The organism is Chromobacterium haemolyticum (genome assembly GCF_002081825.1).
Lineage (GTDB): Bacteria > Pseudomonadota > Gammaproteobacteria > Burkholderiales > Chromobacteriaceae > Chromobacterium > Chromobacterium fluminis.
This window is the reverse complement of sequence record NZ_MUKU01000008.1, coordinates 33274-57634: the sequence shown is the minus strand read 5'-3', so window position 1 is coordinate 57634 and position 24361 is coordinate 33274. Positions and strand designations below refer to the sequence as shown.

The window sequence follows — 24361 nt, the reverse complement described above, 5'->3', positions numbered from 1 at the left end:
TCAGCTTGGCGGCGGTGGTCCGCTTAATTTGGCGGTTGGGCTTGTCGCTGGCGGCGGCAGTGAATCATATTTAAAAAGCGGAGGTGTCTGACTGCCGGTTTGGGCTGGCGGGGACAGCCGTTTCTGAATCCATCGTCAACCCAGCAGCGAGGGAAGCATCATGAGCGCGAGCCAGAATCTGACTGGAGGTTGTCTGTGCGGCGCGGTGCGCTACCGTTTGCGCGCCGAGCCTTACGATGTGGTGCACTGCCATTGCAAAAGCTGCCGCCGAGCCAGCGGCGCTGCCTTCGTTACCTGGTTCACCGTTCGCGTGGCCGATCTGGATTGGCGTGGTGAAAAGCCGGTGCTTTATCACTCCTCGGCGGCGGTCAGCCGCGGTTTCTGTCCGCATTGCGGCTCCACTCTGACTTATCGCCATGAGTCTGATCCTGAGGAGCTCGACATCACCGTGTCTTCGCTGGACCATCCTGAATGGGTGGCGCCGGCCGGACATATCTGGTGGGAACATCACCTGCCCTGGGGCAGCCCCGCCGCGCAGCAAGAACTGCCCATCTATCAACGCAGCGAGGCTTGAACAGCGCGTTTACGATCCCGCGAGCAAGAGCGAAGAGGGCTGAGGAAGCGGAGTGCGCATCCGCTAGACCAGCCCTCTTGAGCGGGGCGCGTTTACCTGCCCAAGGCGGATCGTAAACAGGCTATGAGCCCGCGCGTCACGGCGCAGGGTGCAGCGCGCCCGGCGCGACGACCACGCCGTCCTCGTCGGCGTACAACCAGTGGCCGGGGCTGAAGCGCACCTGGCCGAACTCCACGCTCAGATTACGCTGGCCTTCGCCGCGCTTCACCGATTTTCGCGGATGGACGCCTAGCGCGCGTATGCCCAGCGCCAGTTTGTTCAAGGCGGCGGAGTCGCGGATGCAACCATTGATCACCACGCCGGCCCAGCCGTTGGCCACCGCCAGCACGCCCAGTTGATCGCCCAGCAGCGCGCAGCGCAGCGAGCCGCCGCCGTCCACCACCAGCACCTTGCCGGCGCCGTTCTGACTCAGCGCTTCCCGGACCAGGCTGTTGTCCTCAAACAGCTTCAGGGTTTCGATGCGGCCAAAAAAGCGGGCCTGGCCGCCGTAGCGTTGCAGGGAGGGCATCAATACCTGAAGTTGCTCGTCGAACTGATCGCATAGATCGGCAGTGTGAAAGTCCATGGCGGCTCTCCTGTGGGCGGATGGCGAAAGCTTAATCCTAGCAGCGCGGGTGCGCGGGCGATATGCCGGAGAAATGAAAAAGCCGCCTGACGGCGGCTTTGGGCGTTGCGTATTGAGGCGGGGGTTTATTCCAGCCGCAGAGGCACGAACAATACGGCCTCGTTGCGTCGCACCAGCAGGGCGATATGGCCTTTGGCGCTGGCCAAGGCTTTTTCGAAGTTGGCGATGGTGGACACTTCGACCTGGTTCAAGCCCAGGATCACATCGCCCGCCTGCAGGCCGGAACGGGCGGCGGGGCCTTGCGCTTTCTGGACCAGCAAGCCGCCGCGAACGCCCAGCTCCGAGCGCTGATTAGACGTTAGTTCGCTTAGCGTCAGGCCCAGTTTGCCGAACTGGAAGCCCTGCGGCGAGCTTTCCTCCTGAGGTTGTTGCGTGCTTGGCGCGTCCTGCGCCAGTTCCGCCAGCGTGGCCTCCAGCTCCTTTTCCACGCCCTTGCGCCACACCGTCAGCTTGATCTTGGTGCCCGGCTGCAACGAGCCGACCTGCACCGGCAGATCCTTGGAGCTTTCTATCGCTTTGCCGTCCAGCTTCAGGATGATGTCGCCGGCTTGCAGGCCGGCGCGAGAGGCCGGCCCCTTGGGATCGACGCGAACCACCAGCGCGCCGCTGGGGCGCTGCAGACCGAAGGACTGCGCTAGCTCCTGAGTCACTTCCTGGATATTGATGCCCAGCTGGCCGCGGCTGACCTTGCCCTTGGCCTTGAGCTGGTCGACCACGCTCATCGCCAAATCGATGGGGATGGCGAAGGAAATGCCCATGAAGCCGCCGGAACGGCTGTAAATCTGCGAGTTGATGCCCACCACTTCGCCGCGCAGGTTGAACAGCGGGCCGCCGGAGTTGCCGGGGTTGATCGCCACGTCGGTCTGGATGAAGGGAACGAAGTTCTCGTCCGGCAAGCTGCGGCCCTTGGCGGAAACAATGCCGGCCGTGACGGTGTTGTCGAAGCCGAACGGCGCGCCGATGGCGGCCACCCATTCGCCGACTTTCAAGTCCGCCGGGCTGCCGATCTTGACCACCGGCAGGTCCGCCGCCGCCACTTTCAGCAAGGCCACATCGGTGCGCTTGTCCACGCCGACCAGCTTGGCGCGCAGTTCGCGCTTGTCGGTCAGCATCACCTTGACCTGCTGGCTGTCCGCCACCACATGGGCGTTGGTCAGGATGTAGCCGTCGGCGCTGATGATGAAGCCGGAGCCGAAGGAGACGCTTTCTTCCTGCGGCTGTTCGCGCTGAGGTGGATGATTGGGGATGAAACGGCGGAAGAAGTCGTACAGCGGGTCGTCTTCCGGCACGGGAATCGGGAGGTTGCTGGCTTGGGCGGCGCCGCTCTCTTCGCGGCTGGCCTGAATGTTCACTACCGCCGGTCCGTCGCGAGTGACCAATTGAGTGAAGTCCGGCAGCAGCATGGCGACGCGGCCATCCTGTTGTGCGGGAATGGCGACCGGCGCGGGTTGGGAGTTGCCTTTGAAGAAGCGCTCGACCTTGTCGCAGCCGGACAGCAACGAGGCTGCGAGCAAGGCGCCAACCAGGGTGCGCAGATACGTTGTCACAGGCTATCCTTTTAGGTTGATGTCTATGCGGAAAATAAGGGCGGAACCGGAGTTTTTCCAGTATTTGATTCAGTTGTCTTTAATCATAACGGTTTTTGCCGGATATTCGCAGAGGTCGGCGATGACGCAGCGCTCGCATTCCGGCTTCCTGGCTTTGCAGACATAGCGTCCGAGCAGGATCAGCCAGTGATGCGCGTCGATTTTGAATTCGTCGGGGATGTATTTTACCAGCTTATCCTCGACTTCTCGCACGTCTTTGCCGGGCGCGATCCGGGTGCGGTTGGATACCCTGAAAATATGGGTGTCCACTGCGATGGTGGGCTGGCCGAAAGCAGTGTTCAGCACCACGTTGGCCGTTTTGCGACCGACGCCGGGTAGAGCCTCCAAGGCCTCGCGGGTTTGCGGCACTTCGCCGCCGTGCTTTTCCAGCAGCAGGCGACAGGTGGCGATCACGTTTCTGGCCTTGGTTTTGTACAGGCCTATGGTCTTGATGAAGTCCGCCAGCGATTCTTCTCCCAGCGCTAGCATGGCCGCCGGGGTGTTGGCCACGGGGTAGAGCCGGCGCGTGGCCTTGTTGACGCCGACGTCGGTGGCCTGTGCCGACAGCAGCACCGAGATCAGCAGTTCGAACGGGCTGCTGTACTCCAGCTCGGTGGTGGGGTGAGGGTTGGCGTCGCGCAGACGGGCGAATATTTCTTTGCGTTTGACGGCGTTCACGGCTTGTCCTTGTGTGCTTGTTCGCGGGCGGCGCGCATCGCGGCGGCGCGTTCCATCGCCTTGCGGATCAATTCGTTTTTGTCGGCCGCCTGCACGGGGGCTGCCGCGGCGACCGGCGTTGCGGTCGGGGATGGCGGCGCGGCGCTTACCGCGGCGCGCTCGGCCAAGCGTCTGGCCTTGTCCTCTTGATCGCGCGTTTTTCGCGCTTGGCGTCTTTCGTAGCGCATGCGGGCCTGGGCGGCGCGCGCCATCACGCGGTCGCGCTCGCCGTCGGCCGGGTCGGCCACCGGAACCAAGTCGATGCAGTCCACCGGACAGGGCGCGAGGCATAGCTCGCAGCCGGTGCATTCGTCGGCGATGACGGTGTGCATCTGCTTGGCGGCGCCTACGATGGCGTCCACCGGACAGGCCTGGATGCATAGGGTACAGCCTATGCAGCTGTCTTCGCGTATCACGGCCAGCGCGCGCGGTTTGGGCTGCGGGCCGTCGGCGGCGAAGGGAATGACGTTCCGGCCCAGCAGCTCCGCCAGCGCCCGGATGCCGTCGTCGCCGCCCGGCGGGCAGCGGTTGATCGGGTCGCGGCCTTCCGCCAGCGCCTCCGCATACGGTCGGCAGCCGGCGTGGCTGCATTGTCCGCATTGGGTCTGGGGCAGCAGGGCGTCGATCCTTTCGACCAGGGGGATAGCGGGCATGCTGTCGGATTCCACTTGAAAAACCGCTAATTATCGACGCTACGGCGAATGGCTTCAACACCCGGATGGCCGATGAGGGCGCGAAAGGAATGAAAAAGCCGTCGCTTTCGCGACGGCTCCTGCGGGTGAGGCCGACGATGGCTTGATCACAGCGGATGTTGGAGCTGCTCCAGAATCTGCGGGTTTTCCAGCGTGGACACGTCTTGGGTGATCTCCTCGCCCTTGGCGATGGAGCGCAGCAGGCGGCGCATGATCTTGCCGGAGCGGGTCTTGGGCAGGTTTTCGCCGAAGCGGATGTCGTCTGGTTGGGCAATCTTGCCAATCTCGTGCGCCACCCAGTTTTTCAGCTCGGCCGCCACTTTCTTGGCTTCCTCGCCCTGCGGGCGAGCGCCCTTGAGCACCACGAAGGCGACCACCGCCTCGCCCTTCACCTCATGCGGCTTGCCGACCACTGCGGCCTCGGCCACCAGCGGGTTGGCCACCAGCGCGGATTCGATCTCCATGGTGCCCAGGCGGTGGCCGGACACGTTCAACACGTCGTCGATGCGGCCCATGATCCAGAAATAGCCGTTCTCGTCGCGGTTGGCGGAGTCGCCGGCAAGGTAGTACTGGCCGTTGAATTCTTCCGGGAAATAGGTTTTCTTGAAGCGTTCCGGATCATTCCAGATGGTGCGCACCAAGCTGGGGAAGGGTTTCTTGATCACCAAGAACCCCCCGCGGCCTGGGTCCACCTGGGCGCCGGACTCATCGACGATGTCGGCCATGATGCCGGGCAGCGGCAGCGTGCACGAACCGGGCTTGGTGGCCACCGCGCCGGGCAGCGGCGAAATCTGGATAGAGCCGGTTTCGGTCTGCCACCAGGTATCCACGATGGGGCAGCGGCCGCCGCCCACGGTTTCGTGGTACCAGATCCAGGCTTCGGGGTTGATCGGCTCGCCCACGGTGCCGAGCAGGCGCAGGCTGGACAGATCGTGCTGCTTGGGCAGGTCCCCGCCCAGCTTGATCAGCGAGCGGATGGCGGTGGGCGCGGTGTAGAAAATGCTGACTTTGTGCTGCTCTATCATGCGCCAGAAGCGGGAAGCGTCCGGATAGGTGGGCACGCCTTCGAAAATCACCTGAGTGGCGCCGTTGGCCAAAGGGCCGTAGCAGATATAGCTGTGGCCGGTGATCCAGCCCACGTCGGCAGTGCACCAGAACACGTCGTTGGGCTTGTAGTCGAACACCCAACGGAAGCTGTTGGCGGCGCCCAGCAGATAGCCGGCGCTGCTGTGCTGAATGCCCTTGGGCTTGCCGGTGGAGCCGGAGGTGTAGAGGATGAACAGCGGGTCCTCCGCGTTCATCCATTCCGGTTCGCATTGTTCCGGCTGACCGCTGGTCAGCTGGTGCCACCATACGTCGCGGCCCTCGCTCCAGGCGACCGCGTTTTGGGTGCGCTGATAAGCGACGACGTGTTTGACACTGTCGCAGCCGCCCATCGCCAGCGCTTCGTCCACCGTGGCTTTCAGCGGCACGCTTTTGCCGCCGCGCAGGCCTTCGTTGGCGGTGATCACCAGCTTGGCGCCGGCGTCCTGGACGCGGTCGCGCACCGCCCCGGCGGAAAAGCCGCCGAACACCACGGAGTGGATGGCGCCGATGCGCGCGCAAGCCTGCATCGCCACGATGGCTTCGATCACCATCGGCATGTAAATCACCACGCGGTCGCCCTTGGACACGCCCAGGCTCTTCAGGCCGTTGGCGAACTGGCAGACGCGGCGGTGCAATTCGGCATAGGTGACGCGGGTGACAGCGCCGTCGTCGGCCTCGAAAATCAGCGCGATGCGATTGGCGTTGACTGCCAGGTGGCGGTCCAGGCAGTTGTAGGAGATGTTGAGCACACCGTCGTCGAACCATTTGAAGAACGGCGCTTGGCTGTCGTCCAGTACGCGGGTGAACGGTTTTTTCCAGGTGATCAGGTCGCGCGCCAGGTCGCCCCAGAACGACAGGTAATCTGCGTCCGCCTGCTCGCACAGCGTGTTGTACGCCTCCATTCCGGAGATCGCCGCTTTCTGGCGGAAATCGTCGGAAGGCGGAAAGCTGCGGGTTTCCTTAAGGACGGATTCTAGCGTGGACATAAACTTCTCCTGGATTAGCTTTATTGTCATGCCGCCGCTCCTGAACCGCTGGAGCGGCGCGGTGGGTGTTTAAGGCAGGCCGACATCCTCGGCCCGGTCTTATGTCAATGTCAATGCTTGGAGGCCCCGGATGCGCCGATGCCGGTCATCGCGCGCACGAACTGGGCTTCGAACTTGGCTTTTTCCTCGTCGGCCTGACGGGATTTGTCCAGCACCGAGATTAGCCAGGTGGACACGAAGGCCAGGGTCATCGAGAAGATGGCCGGGTTTTTGTACGGGAACACCGCGTGTTCGTGCTTGAGCACCTCCACCCAGACCGTCGGCCCCAGCACGATCAGCACCACTGCGGACAAGAGGCCGATGAAGCCGCCGATCACCGCGCCGCGCGTGGTCAGTCCTTTCCAGAACATGGACAGGAACAGCACCGGGAAGTTGGCCGAGGCTGCGATGGAGAAGGCCAGGCCCACCATGAAGGCGATGTTCTGCTTCTCGAACACCAGGCCCAGCACGATGGCCACCACGCCCAGCACCACGGTGGTGATTTTGGACACGCGGATTTCGTCGGCCTCGTTGGCTTTGCCTTTCTTGATCACGCTGGCGTACAGGTCGTGCGACACCGCGGAGGCGCCGGACAGCGCCAGGCCGGCCACCACCGCCAGGATGGTGGCGAAGGCCACCGCGGAGATGAAGCCCAGGAACATGTCGCCGCCCACGGCTTCGGCCAGGTGCACTGCGGCCATATTGTTGCCGCCGATCAGCTGGGTGACGGATTTGCCGTTCTTGACCACGGTTTCCATCATGCCCGGCTGGTTCAGCACCAGCATGATGGCGCCGAAGCCGATGATGAAGGTGAGGATGTAGAAGTAACCGATGAAGCCGGTGGCGAAGAACACCGATTTGCGCGCCTCTTTGGCGTCGGACACGGTGAAGAAGCGCATCAGGATGTGGGGCAGGCCGGCGGTGCCGAACATCAGCGCCAGACCCAGCGAGATCGAGTCGATAGGATCTGTTTTGCCCGGGGCCATGATGGCGATGCCCTTGCTATGCGCGGCCACCGCTTTCTCAAACATCAGTTCCGGGCTGAAGCCCACGGTGGCCAGCACCATGATGGCCATGAAGGTGGCGCCGGACAACAGCAGCACCGCCTTGATGATTTGTACCCAAGTGGTGGCCAGCATGCCGCCGAACAGCACGTAGCACACCATCAGCACGCCTACCATCAGCACCGCGGAGGTGTAGCTCATGCCGAACAAGAGCTGGATCAGCTTGCCGGCGCCCACCATCTGCGCAATCAGGTAGATGGCCACCACCACCAGCGTGGAGGTAGCGGCGAAGCTGCGCACCGGCGTCTGTTGCAGGCGGTAGGAGGCGACGTCGGCGAAAGTGTATTTGCCCAGGTTGCGCAGGCGTTCGGCCACCAGGAACAGGATCACCGGCCAGCCCACCAGGAAGCCCATCGAGTAGATCAGGCCGTCGTAGCCTTTTTCGAACACCATCGCAGAAATGCCGAGGAAGGACGCGGCGGACATATAGTCGCCGGCGATCGCCAGGCCGTTTTGAAAACCGGTGATGCCGCCGCCTGCCGCGTAGAAGTCGCTGGCGGACTTAGTGCGGCGAGCTGCCCAATAGGTGACGCATAGCGTAAACGCCACAAACAGCAGAAACATGATGATGGCGTGCCAGTTGGTGGCCTGTTGTTTGACATCGCCCTCAATGGTCCCGGCCGCCACGGCCAAGGAGGGCAGTAGAACGCCGGCGACGCAGGCCAGTTGCGAGACGCGTTGCTTCATTGTTTGGACTCCTCGACGATTTGCTGGTTGAGCAGGTCGAATTCGGTGTTGGCGCGGCGGACGTAGATGCCGGTCAGCACGAAGGCCGAGAGGATGATCAGCACGCCGATGGGTATTCCTATGGTCATGGTGGCGCCGGCGCTGATCGGATGGCCCAGCGTGGCCGGCGAGAACGCCAGCACCAGGATGAAACCGTAATAGATGACCAGCATGATCAGGGTGAGCTGCCAACCCAGGCTGGTTTTCTTGTGCACCAGTTCCTTGAATTTGGGATTGGACTGCACTTTCTTGAGTATGTCCTCGTTCATTGCATCCTCCTTTGTGGTCGCGACTTAGGGTGCCGCTGCTAAAAACATAAGGGAGGCTGTGGCGGCGAATCTAATCGCTTTTTTTGATGCGTAAAATTATTCAGACCGATGGTGCGGTGCAAAAATCAAATTAAATCAATATGTTGCATTAGAATTTTTGCTCTCTATTCGGTGTGAAATTGTTGTGCTGTTGTTTGTGCGGCCGGGGTTTGTCCTACTTGTCTTGGTGGCCGAACGCCTTGGCGCAACGGCTTGGACAGAGTGGCGGCGAGGCACAAAACGCTTGTTATTTAGCCGGCATTATGCTGAAAATGGCTCGCACAAGAAAAACCCGCCATCGGCCTCAGGCCGCCATGCAGCCGCATTGCGCGGCCGTGCTCAAACGGGCGTCGGAGCCCTGCCGTCATGTCGCCCATGACCGTCGCACGCGGCGATCCGGCCCGCCGTCAGGCATCCAAGTCAGGGGAGAACATGGAAATCTATCAATTGCGCACCTTTGTCACCGTCGCTCAGCAAGGGCACCTGACACAGGCCGCCGAATTGCTGCATCTGTCGCAGCCGGCGGTCACCGCGCAAATCAAGGCCCTGGAAGAAGAAGTGGGCATGCAGTTGTTCGAGCGCAGCGCGGGAGGCGTGTCGCTGACCCGCATCGGCCAAGAGTTGTTGCCGCAGGCGCAGGCGATACTGGGCGCGGCCAGCGGCATCATCAACCATGCCAGGCAATTGAAGGGCCAGTTGTCCGGCAAGGCGCGGATAGGCATCACGCTGACGCCGGACACGCTGAAAATCGGGCCTTGGGTGGCGGGTTTGGTGGGGCGCTATCCCTTGCTGGACATCCAGCTGCGCCACGGCGTGACGGTGGATGTGCTGAACCTGGTGCGCAAGAAGGAGCTGGACGCCGGCTTCTACCTGGGTAAGAACCCTTATGTGAATGTCTCCACCGTCAAGTTGGCGGAGTTGCCGTTCCGCATCGTTTTGCCCACCGCTTGGGCGCCGCGTTTGGCCGGCGGTTTGAAGGAATTGGGCAAATTGCCGTGGATAGGCATTTCGCAATTCTCCAGCCTTTCCAAAATCACCGCGGAGTTGTGGCGAGAACTTAACATTTCGCCTAAGAAGGTAGCGGAGTGCGATCATCTCGACGCTATCCTGGAACTGGTGGCCTCCGGAGTGGGGGTGGCGCTGGCGCGGGAAGAGGCGGCGCAAGCCTGGCGGGACGCAGGCAGGTTGACAGTACTGCCGGATGTGCGCAAATTGGCTGAGTTGCAATTTGTTTACCCATCGGACCGGGGGGGCGACCCGGTGCTGGAAACCTTGTTGCAAGAATTGCTGCAAGTGTGGCGTTTGCCCGCTGTTGCGGCTTAAGAACCTGTTTACGACGCTGCGCGTCTTTTTCTCAGCCGCAACGCTTTGTCTCCGTAAGCAGGCTCCTGAGGCGGTTGCCGCGCGAAAGCGCGCTGGCCGCCTGGTTTGACCGAAGGAGTGGCAATGACCCGTAGTTGGTTGATCGGCGCGATGGAGAGCTACCGCAACGCGGTGGAGCGCGGCCAGCAGCGCTTGTTGGAAGCGCAGCACGAAGCCTGTGTCGGCTGGTGGTCGGCTTTTGCGCCGGCTTATCCGATATCGCAGGGCGATCTGGAGCGCCGGCTGGATGACACCTTGTTGGTGGGCGCCAATCTGTTGCAAGCGCAAGCGGATACTCAGCGCGACTGGATGCTGCTGACCGAGCGCTGGCTGTCCGAGGTGAACCGCGACGTGCAGGCGCGGTTGGACGCGGCCAGCGACGACTCGCCCTCGCTGCACCCGCTGCGCCATGCCTGGCAGGTAGGCAGCCTGTCCGGTTCCGCCTTGTCCAAGGTTTCACGCCAAGTGGGGCATTTCGCCGCCACTAGCCTGTCGTCCACCCCCCTGCGCGCCGCTTGCGACGCCAGGCGGGTGTGGAAACGCCAAAAAGCCTGATCCGGCATTAGCGGGCCGGGTCCCTTTTTCTCCGGAACCCGGCCGCTGGCTCAAATCCGCAATAGGGCGTCGCTGTCCTCCGCGTCCATGCTGTGCGGTTCACCCACCAACAGCGGGTCCGCCGCTCTGGCGACGTGCGCGTCCTTGCCCGGGTAGTCCAGCCGGGACAGGAAGTAGCGGATGCAGTTAAGCCGCGCGCGCTTTTTGTCATCTGACTTCACCACCGTCCACGGCGCGTCGCCGGTATGGGTGTGGAAGAAGGTCGCTTCCTTGGCCGCGGTGTAGTCGTCCCATTTGTCCAGCGACTGTATGTCGATAGGCGACAATTTCCAGTGCTTCAGCGGGTCGTCGCGGCGCGAGATGAAGCGGCGCAGCTGCTCTTCGCGGCTGACCGAGAACCAGAATTTGAACAGGCGGATGCCGCTATTGACCAGCATGCGTTCCAGCTGCGGCGTCTGGCGCATGAACTCCAGATACTCGTGCGGATGGCAAAAGCCCATTACCCGCTCCACGCCGGCGCGGTTGTACCAGGAGCGGTCGAAGAACACGATCTCGCCCGCGGTGGGCAGATGTTCGATATAGCGTTGGAAGTACCACTGGCCGCGCTCGCGGTCCGAAGGCTTTTCCAGCGCCACCACGCGCGCGCCGCGCGGGTTCAGGTGTTCCATATAGCGTTTGATGGTGCCGCCCTTGCCGGCGGCGTCGCGGCCTTCGAACAGGATCACGATTTTCTGGCCGCTTTCTTTGACCCAGTTCTGCACTTTCAGCAGCTCGATCTGCAGCGCCTGTTTCTGCTGCTCGTACTCCGGGCGGCGCATCCGCGTGCGGTAAGGATAGCTGGCCGGCAGCTCGGCGCTGACGCTGTCCTCCGCGCTGCCCTGCGGCGCGGCGGCCACTTGCAAGGCCACCGGCTGTTGGCTGACGGTTTCGATGGCTTGCACCGATTCTTGGTGGGCGCGTTCCACATTGGTGCGGCGGTGGGCGGCGGCTCGACGCGGCGGCGGCTTGACGGCCGGAGGGTGTGCGTCGGCGACGGCTTCCGAGGGCAGGGGGGCTTGGGGCGGGGTTTTGTCTTGTGTCATGCAAGCTCCTTTGCGGGGGATAAAACCATGCTACTCCCATGGAAAACCGGTGTCGATGCGCATTGCTTGGCGTGGATGGCACGCATTTGGCGCCCGTCATGGGCGTTTTGTCGCAAGGCAAAGCTTTTTATGCTGATTTCATGCATATTGATGCCGTTGGATTTAAGCAATGGGGGGAGCTATGTGGGCGGTGGAGTTGAATGGGGTGTCGAAGAGTTATTGGATGGAGCAGGTGCGCGTGCCGGCGCTGGCGGAAGTCAGCCTCAACATCTCCGCGGCGCGCTTCACCGTGCTGTCCGGCCAGTCCGGCAGCGGCAAGACCACGTTGCTGAACCTGATCGGCGGCATAGACCGCGCCGATGCCGGCAAGATCATGGTGGCGGATCAGGATTTGGGCTGTTTGAGCGACGACGCGCTCAGCGATTTTCGCGCGCGCCACATCGGCTTCATCTTCCAGAATTTCAATCTGATGCCGGTACTGTCGGCGTTTGAGAACGTCGAGTACCCGTTGCAATTGCAGGGCGTGCCGGCGCGGCGGCGGCGCGAACGGGTCTTGGAGATGCTGGCGGCGGTGGGGTTGGCGGACAAGGCGGCGAACCGGCCCGGACAGCTGTCCGGCGGTCAGCGCCAGCGGGTGGCGATTGCGCGCGCGTTGGTGCACGAACCGGCCTTGGTGCTGGCCGATGAACCCACCGCCAATCTGGACAGCCATACCGGGGCGTCCATCCTGGCCTTGTTGCGCCAATTGCAGCGCGAACGCCGCGTGGCGGTGGTGTTTTCCTCGCATGATCCGCAGGTGATCGCGGCGGCGGATGACCGCTATCAGGTCAGCGACGGCCGGGTGGGCGCGCTGAACGCAGAGGAGGCCTTGTGAATACCTTGAAGCTGGCCTGGCGCAATCTGCTGCGCAATCGCCGCCGCACCTTGGCGACCTTGTCCACCATGATCATCGGCCTGGTGGCGGTATTGCTGTTCGGCGGTTACAACCGCACGGTGCAATACGGGCTGCAAACCGGCATGGTGCGCGCCGGCGGTCATCTGCAGGTGCAGCACCGTGACTATTTCCTGTACGGCAGCGGCAACCCCGCCGCTTACGGCATCCGCGATTACCGGAAGGTGATGCGGCTGATCGAGAACGACCCGGTGCTGCGGCCGATGCTGACGGTGGTGACGCCCACGCTGAGTTTGGGCGGCATCGCCGGCCATTACGCGGCCGGCGCCTCGCGAACGGTGATCGCGCGCGGCAGCGAAGTGGACGCGCAGAACCGGCTGCGGCGCTGGGACGATTACGGCTTCAACGACAAGCGCAAGCCGGTGGCGCTGACCGGCACCGCGCCGAACGCGGCGGTGATCGGCACTGGTGTGGCGCGAGTGCTGCAATTGTGCGCGGCGTTCAAGCTCAAGGATTGCGCGCCGCCACCGGCCCCGGCCGGCGGCGGTGATTTGCCGGCCGATCTGGCTGCCTTGTCCGCGGCGGCGCCGCTGGCCGGCGGCCGCGACGATCAGATTGAACTCTTGGCCGCCACCGCCGCCGGCGCGCCCAATGTGGCCCGCTTGAAAGTGGCCAAGGTGGAGAGCCAAGGCATCAAGGAGTTGGACGACATGTATGTCGGCCTGCATCTGCGCCAGGCTCAGCAGCTGGTGTACGGCCAGGGCGGGCCGATGGCCACCGCCATCGTGCTGCAGCTCAGGCATACCGAGCAGATTCCGGCGGCCGAGACGCGTTTGCGTCAGCTGTTCGCCACCACCTTGAGCGGCCAGCCGCTGGCGGCGCACGACTTCGCCACCTTGCAGCCGCAATATGGTCAGATCACTGGCATGTTCGGCACGATTTTTGGCTTTCTGGCGGTGCTGATCGCCTGCGTGGCGCTGTTCACCATAGGCAACACCATGAATATGGTGGTGCTGGAGCGCACGGTGGAGATCGGCACGTTGCGGGCGATGGGGCTGCGCCGCCGCGGCATTCAGCGGCTGTTCCTGTGCGAAGGCTGCTTGCTGGGCCTGGCCGGCGGCGCGCTGGGCATCGCGCTGGCCCTGCTGGCCGCCTGGCTGATCAACCATGCCGGTTTGACCTGGCTACCGCCGGGGCAGGTGGACCCCAGTCCCATCCTGGTGCGGGTATGGGGCGAGTGGCGGATGATGGCGGTGACCGCCGGCGGTTTGATGGGGATGGCCTTGCTGTCGTCGTGGTGGCCGGCGCGGCGCGCGGCCGCGGCCAATATCGTGGAGGCTTTGCGTCATGCGTGAAACGCTTGGAATCTTCAAGGGAGTGAGGGCGGCACGCTGGGCCGCTCTGGGCGCGACGCTGTGGGCGACGACAACGCTGGCGGCGCCGGACGCGCAGACTATCCTGGCCAACAGCGACGCGGTGCGTAATCCGGAGCGCTCCTTCGGACTCGTGGTGTCGCTGGTCAGCTACAAGGACGGCAAGCAGAACGAAGCCAGCGCGTTGGCGGTGTATTCACGGGCGGACGCCGGCAGCGGGCAGTTCCGCAGCTTGCTGCGCTTCATCAATCCCAAACGCGACGCCGGCAAACTGATGCTCAAAAGCGGCAACGATCTGTGGTTTTTCGACCCGGCGAGCAAGGCCAGCGTGCCGATTTCGCCGCAGCAGCGGCTGCTGGGCCAGGCGGCCAACGGTGACGTGGTCACCGTCAATCTGGCGTTGGACTATCGGGCGGCGCTGGCCGGGGAGGAGTCAATCCAGGACGGCGACCGCCAGACGCGGCTTTGTTACAAGCTGCGGCTCACCGCGCGCAATCCCGGCGTCACCTATCACGCGATCGATCTGTGGGTGGACCGCGACGGCTATCGCAGCCGCAAGGCGCAGTTCTACGCCGAGAGCGGAAGCCTGCTGAAGACCGCGTATTACCGTGCTTACCAGCCGGTGTTGGGACGTGAGCGCCCGACGGAAACCGTGATCATCGACGGCCTCAACCCGCGTTGGATAACGGTGATGCGCAATAGCCAGTTCGCTTGGCGCGAGGTGCCGGAAGCCTGGTTGCAACGCGATTATCTGCCGCGCTTTCGGGCCGAATGACGATGCGGAAGCTGGCGCTTGGGCTGTTGTTGGCGCTGGCGTGCGCGGCCGCGCGGGGCGCCGATGCGCCGCCGGACGAGGAGGCGTTGCGGCTGGCGGATCAAACCCGGATGGAGGAGGAGAGACCGCGGGATCTGAAGCTTCAACTGGAGGCGGCCGCGCTGTCGCCGCGGCCGGGGGACGATAGCCAGCGGCTGTCTTTCGATCTGCGCTGGGATGGTCGGCTAAGCCCGGCCTGGCGCGGCGTGCTGGCCAACCGGCTGGATTGGCGCTTCGCCGGCTCGCCGCAGCGGGACCACGGCGTCAATACCCTGAAGGAGGCCTATCTAAGCCGCGAGTTCGGCGTCGACGCGATGCTGGATTTAGGGCGCGTCAATACCCGCTACGGCGTGGCCGTGGGCTACAACCCCACTGATTTTCTCGGCGCCGGCACCGTGCGCTCGGTGGTGTCGGCTGACCCGGACAGCCTGCGTCAGAATCGCCTCGGCAACGCCATGTTGCGCTGGCAGCAGCTGTGGGACCGCGGTTCCTTGACCGCGATTTGGTCGCCCAAGCTGGGTTCTGGGCCTAATCCGGACGGCGCCAGCCTGGACTGGGGCGCCAGCAATCCACGGCAGCGGCTGCTGCTGGCCGGCAGCTATCGCTTCGCTGAAAACCTGAATCCGCAATGGCTGCTGCTGCAGGAGCAAGGCCGCTCTCCGCAACTGGGATTCAATGTGTCGCGCGTGCTCGGCAAGGCCACCGTGATCTATCTGGAATGGGCCGGCGGGCGGCAGCAGACCGCTTGGAGGCAAAGCCTGGGGTTGTCGGATTCTGCTTGGCGCAATCGTCTGGCCGGCGGTCTGACCTGGACCGGCGCCAACAAACTGAGCTTGACCTTGGAGGGGCAGCAGGACGGGGCGGCGCCGGATAACGATGAATGGCGCGCGCTGCGCGAGAAGCCGGCGCTCTACGGCGCTTACCGGTCTGGGGTCGGCGCCGGGGGCGGTCTGCCCACCCGGCGCGCCGCCTTGCTGCGTGCGTATTGGCAGGACGCGCTGGTGGACGATCTGGATCTGACCGCGATGCGCAGTTTCGACTTGGTGGATCACAGCGGCATGAATTGGGCTGAAGTCCGCTATCACCTGGGCGCGGCGGACCTGGCCTTGCAGTGGCAGCGTTTTGACGGAGCGCCGGACAGCCGCTACGGCGCCAGCCCGGCGCGGCGGGTCTGGCAATTGCTGGTCGACTACTTTTACTGAGTTCGCGAACCAGTTCGGGGGAGGCAAGGCGACGCCGACGCCGCGGCGAGGATCGCATAGCGAGCGGCGGGGAAACAAACCATAGTGATGATGAGGCGGAGAAACGCTGCTTGACGTCGAAACGATCCTGAACAGAGGGGATGGGCATGGGCATGAGCACGGTGGCCGCGTTGCACACGTATCTGCGCTCCTGGAACGCGGCGGGCTGTCTGCACGGCGTGGCGGCCGTCGGCCTGGCCGACGGAGAGCGGGTGGCGGTGGCCGGCGGCATGGCCGATCCGGGCCTGGCCGTGGCCAACGAGCCGGACACGGTGTTTCGCATCGGCTCGTTGAGCAAGAGCTTCACCGCCGCCGCGGTGCTGCAGCAGGTGGCCCAGGGGCGGCTGGAGCTGAGCGACAGCCTGGAGCGGTTTTTTCCCGACTTTCCCAACGCGGCGGGCATCAGCCTGCATCAGTTGCTGAATCACAGCGCCGGCACCGCCAACTTCACCAGCGCGGCGGAGTATTGGCCGACGCGGATGCGGCTGGCGCATCGGCCGCAGGAACTGCTGGATTGGGCGCACGCTTTGCCGCCGGCTTGCCCGCCGGGCATTGCCCACGCGTACAGCAACACCGGCTATTTATTGTTGGCAGCCATTGTGGAGCGGGTTGCGGATCAGGACTTCTCCAGCTATCGGCAGCAATATCTGTTTCGGCCGCTGGGTCTGGAGCGCACTTACGTCGACGATGGCCGCGTTATTCTGCCGCAGGCCGCGCGCGGCCTGCATCCCGGAGCGCCGTGGCGCTACGCGGAGCCGATGGACATGTCGGTGGCTTGGGGCGTCTACGATCTGGCCTCCAGCGCGGGGGATCTGTGCCGCTGGCTGGAGGCGCTGCAGCGGGGCGAGGCTTTGCCGGCCAGGCTGGCCGCGTTGATGCTGGACGTGGGCGCCCTGGAGTACGCCTACGGGTTTTACGGCGAGGACTGGACGCTGGCCGGCCGTCGGCTGCGGCTGGCCCAGCACTTTGGCGACGTCAACGGCTTTTTTTCGTTTATGAGCGTCTTGCCCGGCGGAGGCGGCGTGGTGGTGTTGGCCAATGCCTTCGGTTCGCCGGTGGAGCGCCTGGGACGGGATTTGGCGCGCATCGCCAGCGGAGAGGAGTTGGAAGCCCTGCCGACGCCGGGACGGCAGCAGCCGGACGAGCAGTTGTTTGCTCCGGGGCGTTATGAGAATGGAGAAGGCGCTTGGCTGGAGTTGTTTTACAACGAGCATGGCTGCTATGCGCGCAGCCCGCGCCGTTACGGCGTGCCAATCGCCTATCCGCTGACCGTGGAGGCGCATACGCCGCAACTGGCGCGCGGCGCCGTGCTGCCGGAGACTCTGCTGATTGAGGGCGGAACGCTGCAATGGCGCGACGCCGAGGGGGAGGCCAGAAGCCTGCGGCGGCAGTAGGCGGTTTGTTCGGCGTAGGGGCATGGTCTATCGTGAGAACTGACAAAACCAAGCCAGCTTTCCAGTCGAGGCCGAGAATTGACGGATTCTAAACAAGGGGCGCGGCAAGGGCGTTTCCGGGCTTTTCTCGTCGCACTTTCGTGGCGCGCGTGCGGAGTGGGCATCTTGGTGCCCTTGCTGGCCTTGGCCGCTCAGTGGTGGTTGTGGGACTGGGTCCGCCCCTACGTCTGGTTCCTGTTCTATCCAGCGGTCTTCCTCTCCGCCATGCTGGGCGGGCTGACTGGCGGCCTGGTCGCCACCGCCTTGTCTGTGCCGCTGGTCTGGTATCTGTTCATTCCCCCGCAATGGAGCTTTGCCGTCGCTCGGCCGGCCGATGCCGCCTCCATCGTCTTGTTCTCCTTGTGCGGCTTGATGTTTAGCCTGTTCAGTCAGCGCCTCATCAGCCGCCGCTCGCGCTGGGCGGAGAATGAGCTGACGCGTCAGCAAGCTTTATTGCACGCCATCATCAACAACTCCACCGCGGTAATCTTTGTCAAAGACATGAACGGCCGCTATCTGCTGGTCAATCAACGCTATCCCGATTTGTTCCATATCAGCGTAGAGGCCATGCGCGGCCTGCGCGACGAAGACTTGTTTCCGCCCGAGGTGGTGGCCAAGTTGCGCGACGCCGATCTGGAAGTGCTGAGCAGCGGCCAGGCGCGCGAATACGAGGAAACCGTGCCGCATGACGATGGCCCGCATACCTACTTGGTGTACAAATTCCCCTTGTTCGACGCAGAGGGGCGCGCCTACGCGGTGTGCGGCATCGCGTCGGACATCAGTGCGCGCAAGCGCGCCGAAGCGGAGCAGGGGAAGCGGGAGCAATTGCTGCAGGAAATGAGCGCTATCGCCCGGGTGGGCGGCTGGTGGTTCGATCCTGCAAGCGGGGACTGCGGCTGGACCGCTGAAGTGGCCCGCATCCATGACCTGCCGGCCGATGCCCCGGCCAACACCTGCATTGGCTTGGGGTTTTTTCATGGGGAAGATCGTCGGCGGATAGAGGAAGCGGTGCGCCGCGTCGTGACGGAGGCCGAGCCCTATGATCTGGAGCTGGAATTGCTCAGTGCCACCGGCCGGCGCAAGTGGGTGAGGGTGTCCGGGAGGCCGGTGTTGGCGGGCGGCAAGGTGGTGTCGGTGCGGGGCGCAATGCAGGACGTGTCCGACCGAAAAGCCATGGAAACCGCCCTGTTGGAAAGCGAGGAAAGACTATTGCTGTTCATCGAGCACGCGCCGGCGGCGCTGGCGATGTTCGATCGCAATATGCGCTATCTGGCGGCCAGCCGCCGTTGGCTGGACGATTACCAATTGGACGGTCAGGACATCATCGGCCGATCCCATTACGAGGTATTTCCGGAAATCCCCGAAGCTTGGCGGGAAATTCATCGCCGGGCGCTGGCCGGGGAGGTGGTGCGCGAAGAGGAAGACCGCTTTCTGCGTCAGAACGGCGCGGCGCAGTGGCTGTGTTGGGAAGTGCGGCCATGGCACGCGCGAGACGGCGCCATCGGCGGCATCGTGATCTTCACCGAGGACATTACCGCGCGCAAATCGATGGAAGAAGAGCGTCACCAGTTGGCGGAGGCACTGGATCAGTCGGCGCAGCCGGTGGTGATGACCGATGCGGCCATGACCATCTTGTACGTCAACGCCGCGTTTGGCGAGTTGATGGAGTATTCGATCGGCGAGCTGCTGGGCACCTCGATCTCCCGCTTCATTCCGGATGATCCGGTCAGGCGGGCGGAGCAGGCGGCCCTGGAGCAGCAGGTGAAACAGCAGGGGCGCTGGACCGGCGAGCAGGCGCGCGTCGCCAGCACTGGCGAAATCATCCCGGTTTACGCGTGCGTCACCGCCATGCACGATCTGTCCGGCGCGTTCTGCGGCTTTTTCGGCACCTATAACGATTTGCGGCCGCTGCGCGAAAAAATCCAGGCGCTGGCCAGCGCCGAAGCACGTTATCGCAGCGTGTTGGATCATGCCGCCGACGCGGTGCTGGTGGCGGATGCGGAAGGGCGCTATCAATACGCTAACTTGCAGGCCTGTCAGTTGCTGGGCTATGACGAGCGGGAAATCCTGGCGATGCGGGTGGGCGATTTCAGCGCGGGCTCCGCGGCGGACGATGCGCAGTCTTTGTTCCGGCGGCTGCTGTCCAACGAGCAGTTGAGCGCCGAGATGCTGCTGCGGCGCAAGGACGGCGCCGAGGTGCCGGTGGAGGTGAACGCGATCCGCCTGCCGGACGGCGGCGTCTACGGCGCTTTCCGCGACATCACCCTGAGGCGGCAGGCGGCGGAGCGGATTCGCCAGCTGTCCATGGCGGTGGAGCAGAGCCCGGAGAGCGTCGTTATCACCGATCTGGAAACGCGGATTGAATACGTCAACGAAGCGTTTGTCCGCAACACCGGTTACAGCCGGGAAGAGGTGATGGGGCAGACGCCCAATTTGCTCAAGTCCGGCCTGACTCCGGCGGACACCTATGCCGAGTTGTGGGGCGCGCTGCGGGCCGGTCAGCCATGGAAAGGCGAGTTGTTCAACCGGCGCAAGGACGGCAGCGATTATGTTGACTTCGCCCATATCTCGCCTATCCGTCAACCGGACGGCAGGATCAGTCATTACCTGTCCTTGCAAGAGGATATCACCGAGAAAAAACGGTTGGCCATGGAGCTGGATCAGCACCGCCATCACCTGGAGGAACTGGTGGCGGTGCGCACCGCGGAGGTGCGCGCCACCAGCGCCAAGCTGCAAACCACTCAGTTCGCCATGGACAGCGTGGGCATAGGCATCCACTGGGTGGATGCGGCGAGCGGGCGGCTGATCTACGTCAACCGTTACGCGGCGGAGCTGCTGGGCTACGGCGTCGATGACATGCTGCGCCTGAACGTGTCGGACATCGTGCCCAACACCACGCCCGAAATCTACGCGCACACCGTGGAGCGCCTGCGGCAGCAAAGCCGGGCGCAGTTCGAAACCCAGCAACGAACACGGGACGGGCGGCTGGTGGCGGTGGAGATGATTCTGTACTACCTGCCGGACAAGCCGGGAGCCTCGGACAAAATCATCGGCTTCGTCACCGACATCACCCGGCGCAAGGAGACCGAGCAGGCGCTGGTTCGCGCCAAGGAGGACGCGGAAGCGGCCAATCTGGCCAAGAGCGCCTTTGTCGCCAATATGAGCCATGAAATCCGCACGCCCTTGAACGCCATCATCGGCTTCACCCATGTGCTGATGCGCACCCAGCCGCGGCCGGAGCAGCAGGCCAAGCTGGAAAAAGTGCTGGTGGCCAGCGGGCATCTGTTGGGCATCATCAACGACATTCTGGACCTGTCCAAGATCGAAGCCGGCAAGTTGTCGCTGGAGCGGACCGACTTCTCCATCGGCGGGCTGTTCGATCATGTGCGTTCGCTGATCGATGAGCCGGCGCAAGCCAAGGGTTTGCGCGTGGAGATCGATTACGCCGGCGTGCCGCCGTGTCTGCGTGGTGACTCCACCCGCTTGCGCCAGGCCTTGCTTAATTACGCGGGCAACGCGGTCAAATTCACCGAGCGGGGAACGATAGTCATGCGTGCGCGGCTGTTGCGGAGCGAGGGCGAGCGTCTGCTGCTGCGTTTCGAGGTGCGTGACACCGGCATCGGCATTCCCACCGACAAACTAGCCAGCCTGTTCCAGGCGTTTCAGCAGGCGGACGATTCCACCACCCGCAAATACGGCGGCACCGGCCTGGGTTTGGCGATCACCCAGCGCCTGGCCGCGCTGATGGGCGGCGAAGTCGGCGCGGAAAGCCGGGAAGGGCATGGCAGCGTGTTTTGGCTGACGGCCTGGCTGACGGAGGGGGACAGCGTTGCCGCCGAGCCGGCCGGTGTGGAGCCTGACAAGGTTGAGGCCGAATTACGGCTGCGCGTGGACGCGAGGGTGCTGGTGGTGGAGGACGATCTTATCAATCAGGAGGTGGCGCTCTGGCTGCTGGGCAGTGTTGGCCTAAAGGCCGAACTGGCGCGCAACGGCCGGGAGGCCGTGGAGTGCGCCGCCGCCGGCGTATACGATCTGGTGCTGATGGACGTGCAGATGCCGGAACTGGACGGACTGGAAGCGACGCGTCGGATCCGGGTTCTGCCGCGCTGGGAGCAAATCCCTATTCTGGGCATGACCGCCAACGCTTTCGAAGAGGACCGCCAACGCTGTCTGGCCGCCGGCATGAATGACTTCGTGGCAAAGCCGGTGGACCCGGAGCAACTGTTCGGATTGCTGTTGAAATGGCTGCCATCGCTTGCGTCGTCTGGAATCATGCCGCCCGATCCGGCGCCGGCCGCCGGGCGCCGCGAGCAGTTGATGGGCCTGCCCGGGGTGGATCTGGCGGCGGGCCTGCGCACCGTTGGGAACGATCTGGAGCGTTTTGAACGCCTGCTGCGCAAATTCGCGGACCTTCATCGCAACGACGCGGCCAGGTTGGAGGACGCGGCGCGCGCGGAAGAAGGCGAGGAGGCGTGCCGTATCGCCCACTCGCTGAAAGGGGCCGCCGGGTCCTTGGGGCTGGTCCGCGTTCAAGCCGAGGCCGCCGCGCTGGAAGCCATTTTGAGACAAGGGCTGGCCGAAGACGCGACGCCGGCGCGCATCCAGAAGCTGGGCCGCGAACTGACAACCTTGTGCGCGGCCTTGGACGCATTGCCGGCTATGGCATAAGCGAGCCATGTTCTCGACTTTTAATGCAACTTGACGCAGTTTATTGAGTCAATCAATAGCATGAAGTCATCATTTTCCGATGGCTGGCGGCCATCCTGGCCGCCGGTCGGGCGCGAAGAGCCAGCCTGGCCCCGATGCGTCGAGGACGCGGAAGGTTTCTCTCAATGAACATCCCTTTAGGCATTATCGAAGGCTTCTACGGCAAGCCATGGAACTGGGCGCAGCGGGAGCTGCTGGTCACCACGCTGGCGGCGCACGGTTATCGTTTCTATCTGTACGCGCCGAAAGCGGACGCGTATCTGCGCCGCGAGTGGCAGCAGGACTATCCGGCGGAGCAGGAAGCGCGGCTAGCGGCGTTCGCCGTCCATTGCCAGCGGCAGGAGGTCAGCTTCGGCATGGGGCTCAGTCCGTACGAAGCGTATCTGAACTTCAACGACGACGCCCGCCGGGCGCTGGCGCGCAAGTTGGAACAACTGCAACGCATCGGCGTCCGCCAATTGGCCATCTTGTTCGACGATATGCGCGGCGATCTGCCTGATCTGGCGGAGCGCCAGGCGGAGATCGTCGCCTGGGTGAGCCAGCGCTGCAAGGTGGAGCGCTTGCTGGTTTGCCCCAGCTACTATTCCAGCGATCCGGTGCTGGACCGGGTGTTCGGCCAGCGTCCAGCAGGCTATCTGCAACAACTGGGCCAGTGGCTGGCGCCGGACATCGATATTTTCTGGACCGGCGAAGAAGTGTGCTCGCGTGAAATCTCGCCAGGACACTTGCTGCAAGTGGGCAAATGGCTGGGCCGCAAGCCGGTGCTGTGGGACAACTACCCGGTGAACGACGGCGCGCGGATGTCGCAATACCTGCATGTGCGCGGTTTCACCGGCCGGTCCGCGGCCAACGCCGAACTGCTGGCGGCGCACGGGATCAATCCGGCGCAGCAAGCCGCGCTCAGCCTGATTCCCGCGCTGACGCTGGCGGACAGCTACAGGTTGGGGCCGCGCTATCAATACGGCGCCTCGATGCGTCGCGCCGCCCAGGTGGTGGCCGGCGAGGAACTGGCCGACATGTTGTGGCGAGATGTGCTGACCTTGCAGGACGTGGGGCTGGATCAACTGGGCGAACGCGCCGTAGCGCTGCGCGCGCGTTACGCGGCGGTGGATCATCCCTGCGCGCGGGAGGTGGTGGCCTGGCTGGATGGAGAGTATCGGATCAGCGAGCTTGAGGTGCAGACTCAGTAGGAAGGCTACTTTGCGTTACATGCCTTTACAACTGACTCACAGACGGGGGCGAGCCGGGGCGCCTAGGATACGCAGCAAGGAAACACCAAAGCCCCGGCGTCGCGGCAGCACTTAAGCAGACGGACGCCCCCCTGACCCGACTGGAGAATGTCACCATGAAAAAACTGAGCCTGATCGTACTGTCCGCCGCTTTCGCCCTGAGCTCCGCCGCCGGCTTCGCCGCCGAAGCCGCCAAGCCGGCTTCCGCCCCGGTTGCCAAAGCCGCGCCCGCCGCCAAGAAAGCGCAGCACAAGGCCGTGAAGAAGCACGCTTCCGCCCCGGCGCAGAAAGCGCAAGCCGCCAAGACCGAAGCCTCCGCCCCGGCCAAGGCCGCCAAAAAGCCGGCTCAGCACAAGAAGCACGCCGCTAAGAAAACCCACAAGCAGGCTGCTTCGGCTCCGGCTCAAAAGGCCCAAGCCGCCAAGGCGGAAGCCTCCGCTCCGGCCAAAGCCGCCAAGAAGCCGGCTCAGCACAAGAAGCACGCCGTAAAGAAAACCCACAAGAAAGCCGCGGCTTCCGCAGCCAAGTAAGCTGAAGAACAAGGGCGCGCGCAGCGCGGCCCAAACGGGGATGAAGGGAGGCCTAGGCCTCCCTTTTTTGCGTGCTTGGAGGCTGTCTACGATCTGCTGTGCGTCGTGAGGCGCACTCCTTCTCAACGCTTATGCAGCACGTATCGTAAACACGTTTTTAGCGAGGACGTTTCTGACGTCGCTGCCGGCGCGCCTCAAGCCACGCGCGCAGGGTTTGAGCGTCATGCAGCTGGTGTTGGTTGTCCAAGTGACGGTAGACCTGGACCCGGCGCGCGCCCAGCCACAGCATATGCTCCAAATAATTGAAGAAGCCCATCCAGTGGCCGCGCTGGCTGTGGTCGTCGAAATCGATGTCGCGGGCGACGCGGCTGAGCAGCCCGGAGCCGACGTATTCCGGATTGTCCTTCAGCCATTGCAGCAAGTGGGCGGCGCATTCGCGGCCGTAAGCGCAGGCGAGAGCGTAGTTTTCGGCGGCGGCGGGCATCTGCCAGTAGTGGGGGTGGTTGCGCGAGGGCAGATAACGGACGAAGGGAAGCAGGGTTTCCTGCTGTTCGCGGGCGGCCAGTTTGTAGCGGCGACGGGGAGGTAGGGTGTAAGACATGGTGTTTCTCCTGCTGTGACACAAGATAAACCACCTGCCGGGTAAGGCTGAGGTATAAGGCAGGCGCGTGGCAGGATTG

The 24361-nt window shown here is 63.8% G+C and carries 20 protein-coding genes; 11 read left to right on the top strand and 9 right to left on the bottom strand.

What is annotated here, in order from left to right:
• The first annotated feature begins 160 nt into the window (after positions 1 to 160).
• Positions 161 to 574 carry a GFA family protein gene (locus tag B0T39_RS07605; RefSeq protein ID WP_240937481.1) on the top strand — a complete coding sequence of 138 codons (414 nt, stop codon included), beginning with the start codon at positions 161 to 163 and terminating at the stop codon, positions 572 to 574.
• A gap of 136 nt (positions 575 to 710) precedes the next feature.
• Here the strand turns inward: B0T39_RS07605 and rraA are convergent, their stop codons facing one another.
• From rraA to B0T39_RS07570, 7 genes are all read right to left on the bottom strand, one after another.
• The gene (gene rraA / locus B0T39_RS07600) at positions 711 to 1199 is read right to left on the bottom strand and encodes a ribonuclease E activity regulator RraA (RefSeq protein ID WP_081545532.1); all 489 of its coding nucleotides are present in this window, start codon (positions 1197 to 1199) and stop codon (positions 711 to 713) included.
• 125 nt (positions 1200 to 1324) lie between these two features.
• Entirely contained in the window at positions 1325 to 2806 is a 1482-nt protein-coding gene (locus tag B0T39_RS07595; protein ID WP_254894511.1) for a DegQ family serine endoprotease, read from the bottom strand.
• Between the two features lie 69 nt (positions 2807 to 2875).
• Positions 2876 to 3523, bottom strand: coding sequence for an endonuclease III (gene nth, locus B0T39_RS07590; RefSeq protein WP_081545531.1), 648 nt, complete (start codon positions 3521 to 3523; stop codon positions 2876 to 2878).
• A complete protein-coding gene (gene rsxB, locus B0T39_RS07585; protein ID WP_081545530.1) occupies positions 3520 to 4215 on the bottom strand; it encodes an electron transport complex subunit RsxB in 696 nt (231 codons plus the stop codon). Before rsxB ends, nth begins: the two co-directional genes overlap by 4 nt.
• Before the next feature lie 146 nt (positions 4216 to 4361).
• The gene (acs, locus tag B0T39_RS07580) at positions 4362 to 6326 is read right to left on the bottom strand and encodes an acetate--CoA ligase (protein ID WP_081545529.1); all 1965 of its coding nucleotides are present in this window, start codon (positions 6324 to 6326) and stop codon (positions 4362 to 4364) included.
• 110 nt (positions 6327 to 6436) lie between these two features.
• Entirely contained in the window at positions 6437 to 8116 is a 1680-nt protein-coding gene (locus tag B0T39_RS07575; protein ID WP_081545528.1) for a cation acetate symporter, read from the bottom strand.
• Positions 8113 to 8424 carry a DUF485 domain-containing protein gene (locus B0T39_RS07570; protein WP_081545527.1) on the bottom strand — a complete coding sequence of 104 codons (312 nt, stop codon included), beginning with the start codon at positions 8422 to 8424 and terminating at the stop codon, positions 8113 to 8115. Before B0T39_RS07570 ends, B0T39_RS07575 begins: the two co-directional genes overlap by 4 nt.
• 405 nt (positions 8425 to 8829) lie before the next feature.
• Here B0T39_RS07570 and B0T39_RS07565 point away from each other — a divergent pair, with 405 nt between their 5' ends.
• Both B0T39_RS07565 and B0T39_RS07560 read left to right on the top strand, forming a co-directional pair.
• Positions 8830 to 9786 carry a LysR family transcriptional regulator gene (locus tag B0T39_RS07565; protein WP_254894510.1) on the top strand — a complete coding sequence of 319 codons (957 nt, stop codon included), beginning with the start codon at positions 8830 to 8832 and terminating at the stop codon, positions 9784 to 9786.
• A gap of 123 nt (positions 9787 to 9909) precedes the next feature.
• On the top strand, positions 9910 to 10380 hold the full coding sequence (locus B0T39_RS07560) for a hypothetical protein (protein WP_081545525.1): 471 nt from the start codon (positions 9910 to 9912) through the stop codon (positions 10378 to 10380).
• Between the two features lie 50 nt (positions 10381 to 10430).
• On the opposite strand, the gene ppk2 is transcribed toward B0T39_RS07560, so the two are convergent.
• A complete protein-coding gene (gene ppk2 / locus B0T39_RS07555) occupies positions 10431 to 11282 on the bottom strand; it encodes a polyphosphate kinase 2 (RefSeq protein ID WP_206119000.1) in 852 nt (283 codons plus the stop codon).
• Between the two features lie 349 nt (positions 11283 to 11631).
• Here ppk2 and B0T39_RS07550 point away from each other — a divergent pair, with 349 nt between their 5' ends.
• The 8 genes from B0T39_RS07550 to B0T39_RS07515 all read left to right on the top strand — a co-directional run bounded on the left by B0T39_RS07550 (position 11632) and on the right by B0T39_RS07515 (position 23681).
• Positions 11632 to 12336: an ABC transporter ATP-binding protein gene (locus B0T39_RS07550; protein ID WP_254894509.1), complete on the top strand. Its 705-nt coding sequence runs from the start codon at positions 11632 to 11634 to the stop codon at positions 12334 to 12336.
• The gene (locus B0T39_RS07545) at positions 12333 to 13709 is read left to right on the top strand and encodes an ABC transporter permease (protein WP_081545522.1); all 1377 of its coding nucleotides are present in this window, start codon (positions 12333 to 12335) and stop codon (positions 13707 to 13709) included. Before B0T39_RS07550 ends, B0T39_RS07545 begins: the two co-directional genes overlap by 4 nt.
• On the top strand, positions 13702 to 14502 hold the full coding sequence (locus B0T39_RS07540) for an outer membrane lipoprotein-sorting protein (RefSeq protein WP_081545521.1): 801 nt from the start codon (positions 13702 to 13704) through the stop codon (positions 14500 to 14502). Before B0T39_RS07545 ends, B0T39_RS07540 begins: the two co-directional genes overlap by 8 nt.
• Entirely contained in the window at positions 14499 to 15743 is a 1245-nt protein-coding gene (locus B0T39_RS07535; protein ID WP_176219511.1) for a hypothetical protein, read from the top strand. Before B0T39_RS07540 ends, B0T39_RS07535 begins: the two co-directional genes overlap by 4 nt.
• Before the next feature lie 146 nt (positions 15744 to 15889).
• Entirely contained in the window at positions 15890 to 17176 is a 1287-nt protein-coding gene (locus B0T39_RS07530; RefSeq protein WP_176219510.1) for a serine hydrolase domain-containing protein, read from the top strand.
• Between the two features lie 156 nt (positions 17177 to 17332).
• Positions 17333 to 21883: a PAS domain S-box protein gene (locus B0T39_RS07525; protein WP_141111119.1), complete on the top strand. Its 4551-nt coding sequence runs from the start codon at positions 17333 to 17335 to the stop codon at positions 21881 to 21883.
• Positions 21884 to 22047: 164 nt separating this feature from the next.
• Positions 22048 to 23112, top strand: coding sequence for a beta-N-acetylglucosaminidase domain-containing protein (locus B0T39_RS07520; protein WP_081545517.1), 1065 nt, complete (start codon positions 22048 to 22050; stop codon positions 23110 to 23112).
• A 155-nt stretch (positions 23113 to 23267) separates the two neighbouring features.
• Positions 23268 to 23681: a hypothetical protein gene (locus B0T39_RS07515; protein ID WP_019103898.1), complete on the top strand. Its 414-nt coding sequence runs from the start codon at positions 23268 to 23270 to the stop codon at positions 23679 to 23681.
• A gap of 157 nt (positions 23682 to 23838) precedes the next feature.
• On the opposite strand, the gene B0T39_RS07510 is transcribed toward B0T39_RS07515, so the two are convergent.
• On the bottom strand, positions 23839 to 24282 hold the full coding sequence (locus tag B0T39_RS07510) for a hypothetical protein (protein ID WP_081545516.1): 444 nt from the start codon (positions 24280 to 24282) through the stop codon (positions 23839 to 23841).
• Between the last annotated feature and the right edge of the window lie 79 nt (positions 24283 to 24361).

Coding starts and splice junctions, on each gene's coding strand:
- B0T39_RS07520 (WP_081545517.1), top strand. CDS start 22,048: ATGAACATCCCTTTAGGCATTATCGAAGGCTTCTACGGCAAGCCATGG.
- B0T39_RS07515 (WP_019103898.1), top strand. CDS start 23,268: ATGAAAAAACTGAGCCTGATCGTACTGTCCGCCGCTTTCGCCCTGAGC.
- rraA (WP_081545532.1), bottom strand. CDS start 1,199: ATGGACTTTCACACTGCCGATCTATGCGATCAGTTCGACGAGCAACTT.
- acs (WP_081545529.1), bottom strand. CDS start 6,326: ATGTCCACGCTAGAATCCGTCCTTAAGGAAACCCGCAGCTTTCCGCCT.
- B0T39_RS07560 (WP_081545525.1), top strand. CDS start 9,910: ATGACCCGTAGTTGGTTGATCGGCGCGATGGAGAGCTACCGCAACGCG.
- B0T39_RS07530 (WP_176219510.1), top strand. CDS start 15,890: ATGGGCATGAGCACGGTGGCCGCGTTGCACACGTATCTGCGCTCCTGG.
- B0T39_RS07540 (WP_081545521.1), top strand. CDS start 13,702: ATGCGTGAAACGCTTGGAATCTTCAAGGGAGTGAGGGCGGCACGCTGG.
- B0T39_RS07510 (WP_081545516.1), bottom strand. CDS start 24,282: ATGTCTTACACCCTACCTCCCCGTCGCCGCTACAAACTGGCCGCCCGC.
- B0T39_RS07550 (WP_254894509.1), top strand. CDS start 11,632: ATGGGGGGAGCTATGTGGGCGGTGGAGTTGAATGGGGTGTCGAAGAGT.
- B0T39_RS07605 (WP_240937481.1), top strand. CDS start 161: ATGAGCGCGAGCCAGAATCTGACTGGAGGTTGTCTGTGCGGCGCGGTG.
- B0T39_RS07575 (WP_081545528.1), bottom strand. CDS start 8,116: ATGAAGCAACGCGTCTCGCAACTGGCCTGCGTCGCCGGCGTTCTACTG.
- B0T39_RS07570 (WP_081545527.1), bottom strand. CDS start 8,424: ATGAACGAGGACATACTCAAGAAAGTGCAGTCCAATCCCAAATTCAAG.
- B0T39_RS07565 (WP_254894510.1), top strand. CDS start 8,830: ATGTCGCCCATGACCGTCGCACGCGGCGATCCGGCCCGCCGTCAGGCA.
- B0T39_RS07535 (WP_176219511.1), top strand. CDS start 14,499: ATGACGATGCGGAAGCTGGCGCTTGGGCTGTTGTTGGCGCTGGCGTGC.
- rsxB (WP_081545530.1), bottom strand. CDS start 4,215: ATGCCCGCTATCCCCCTGGTCGAAAGGATCGACGCCCTGCTGCCCCAG.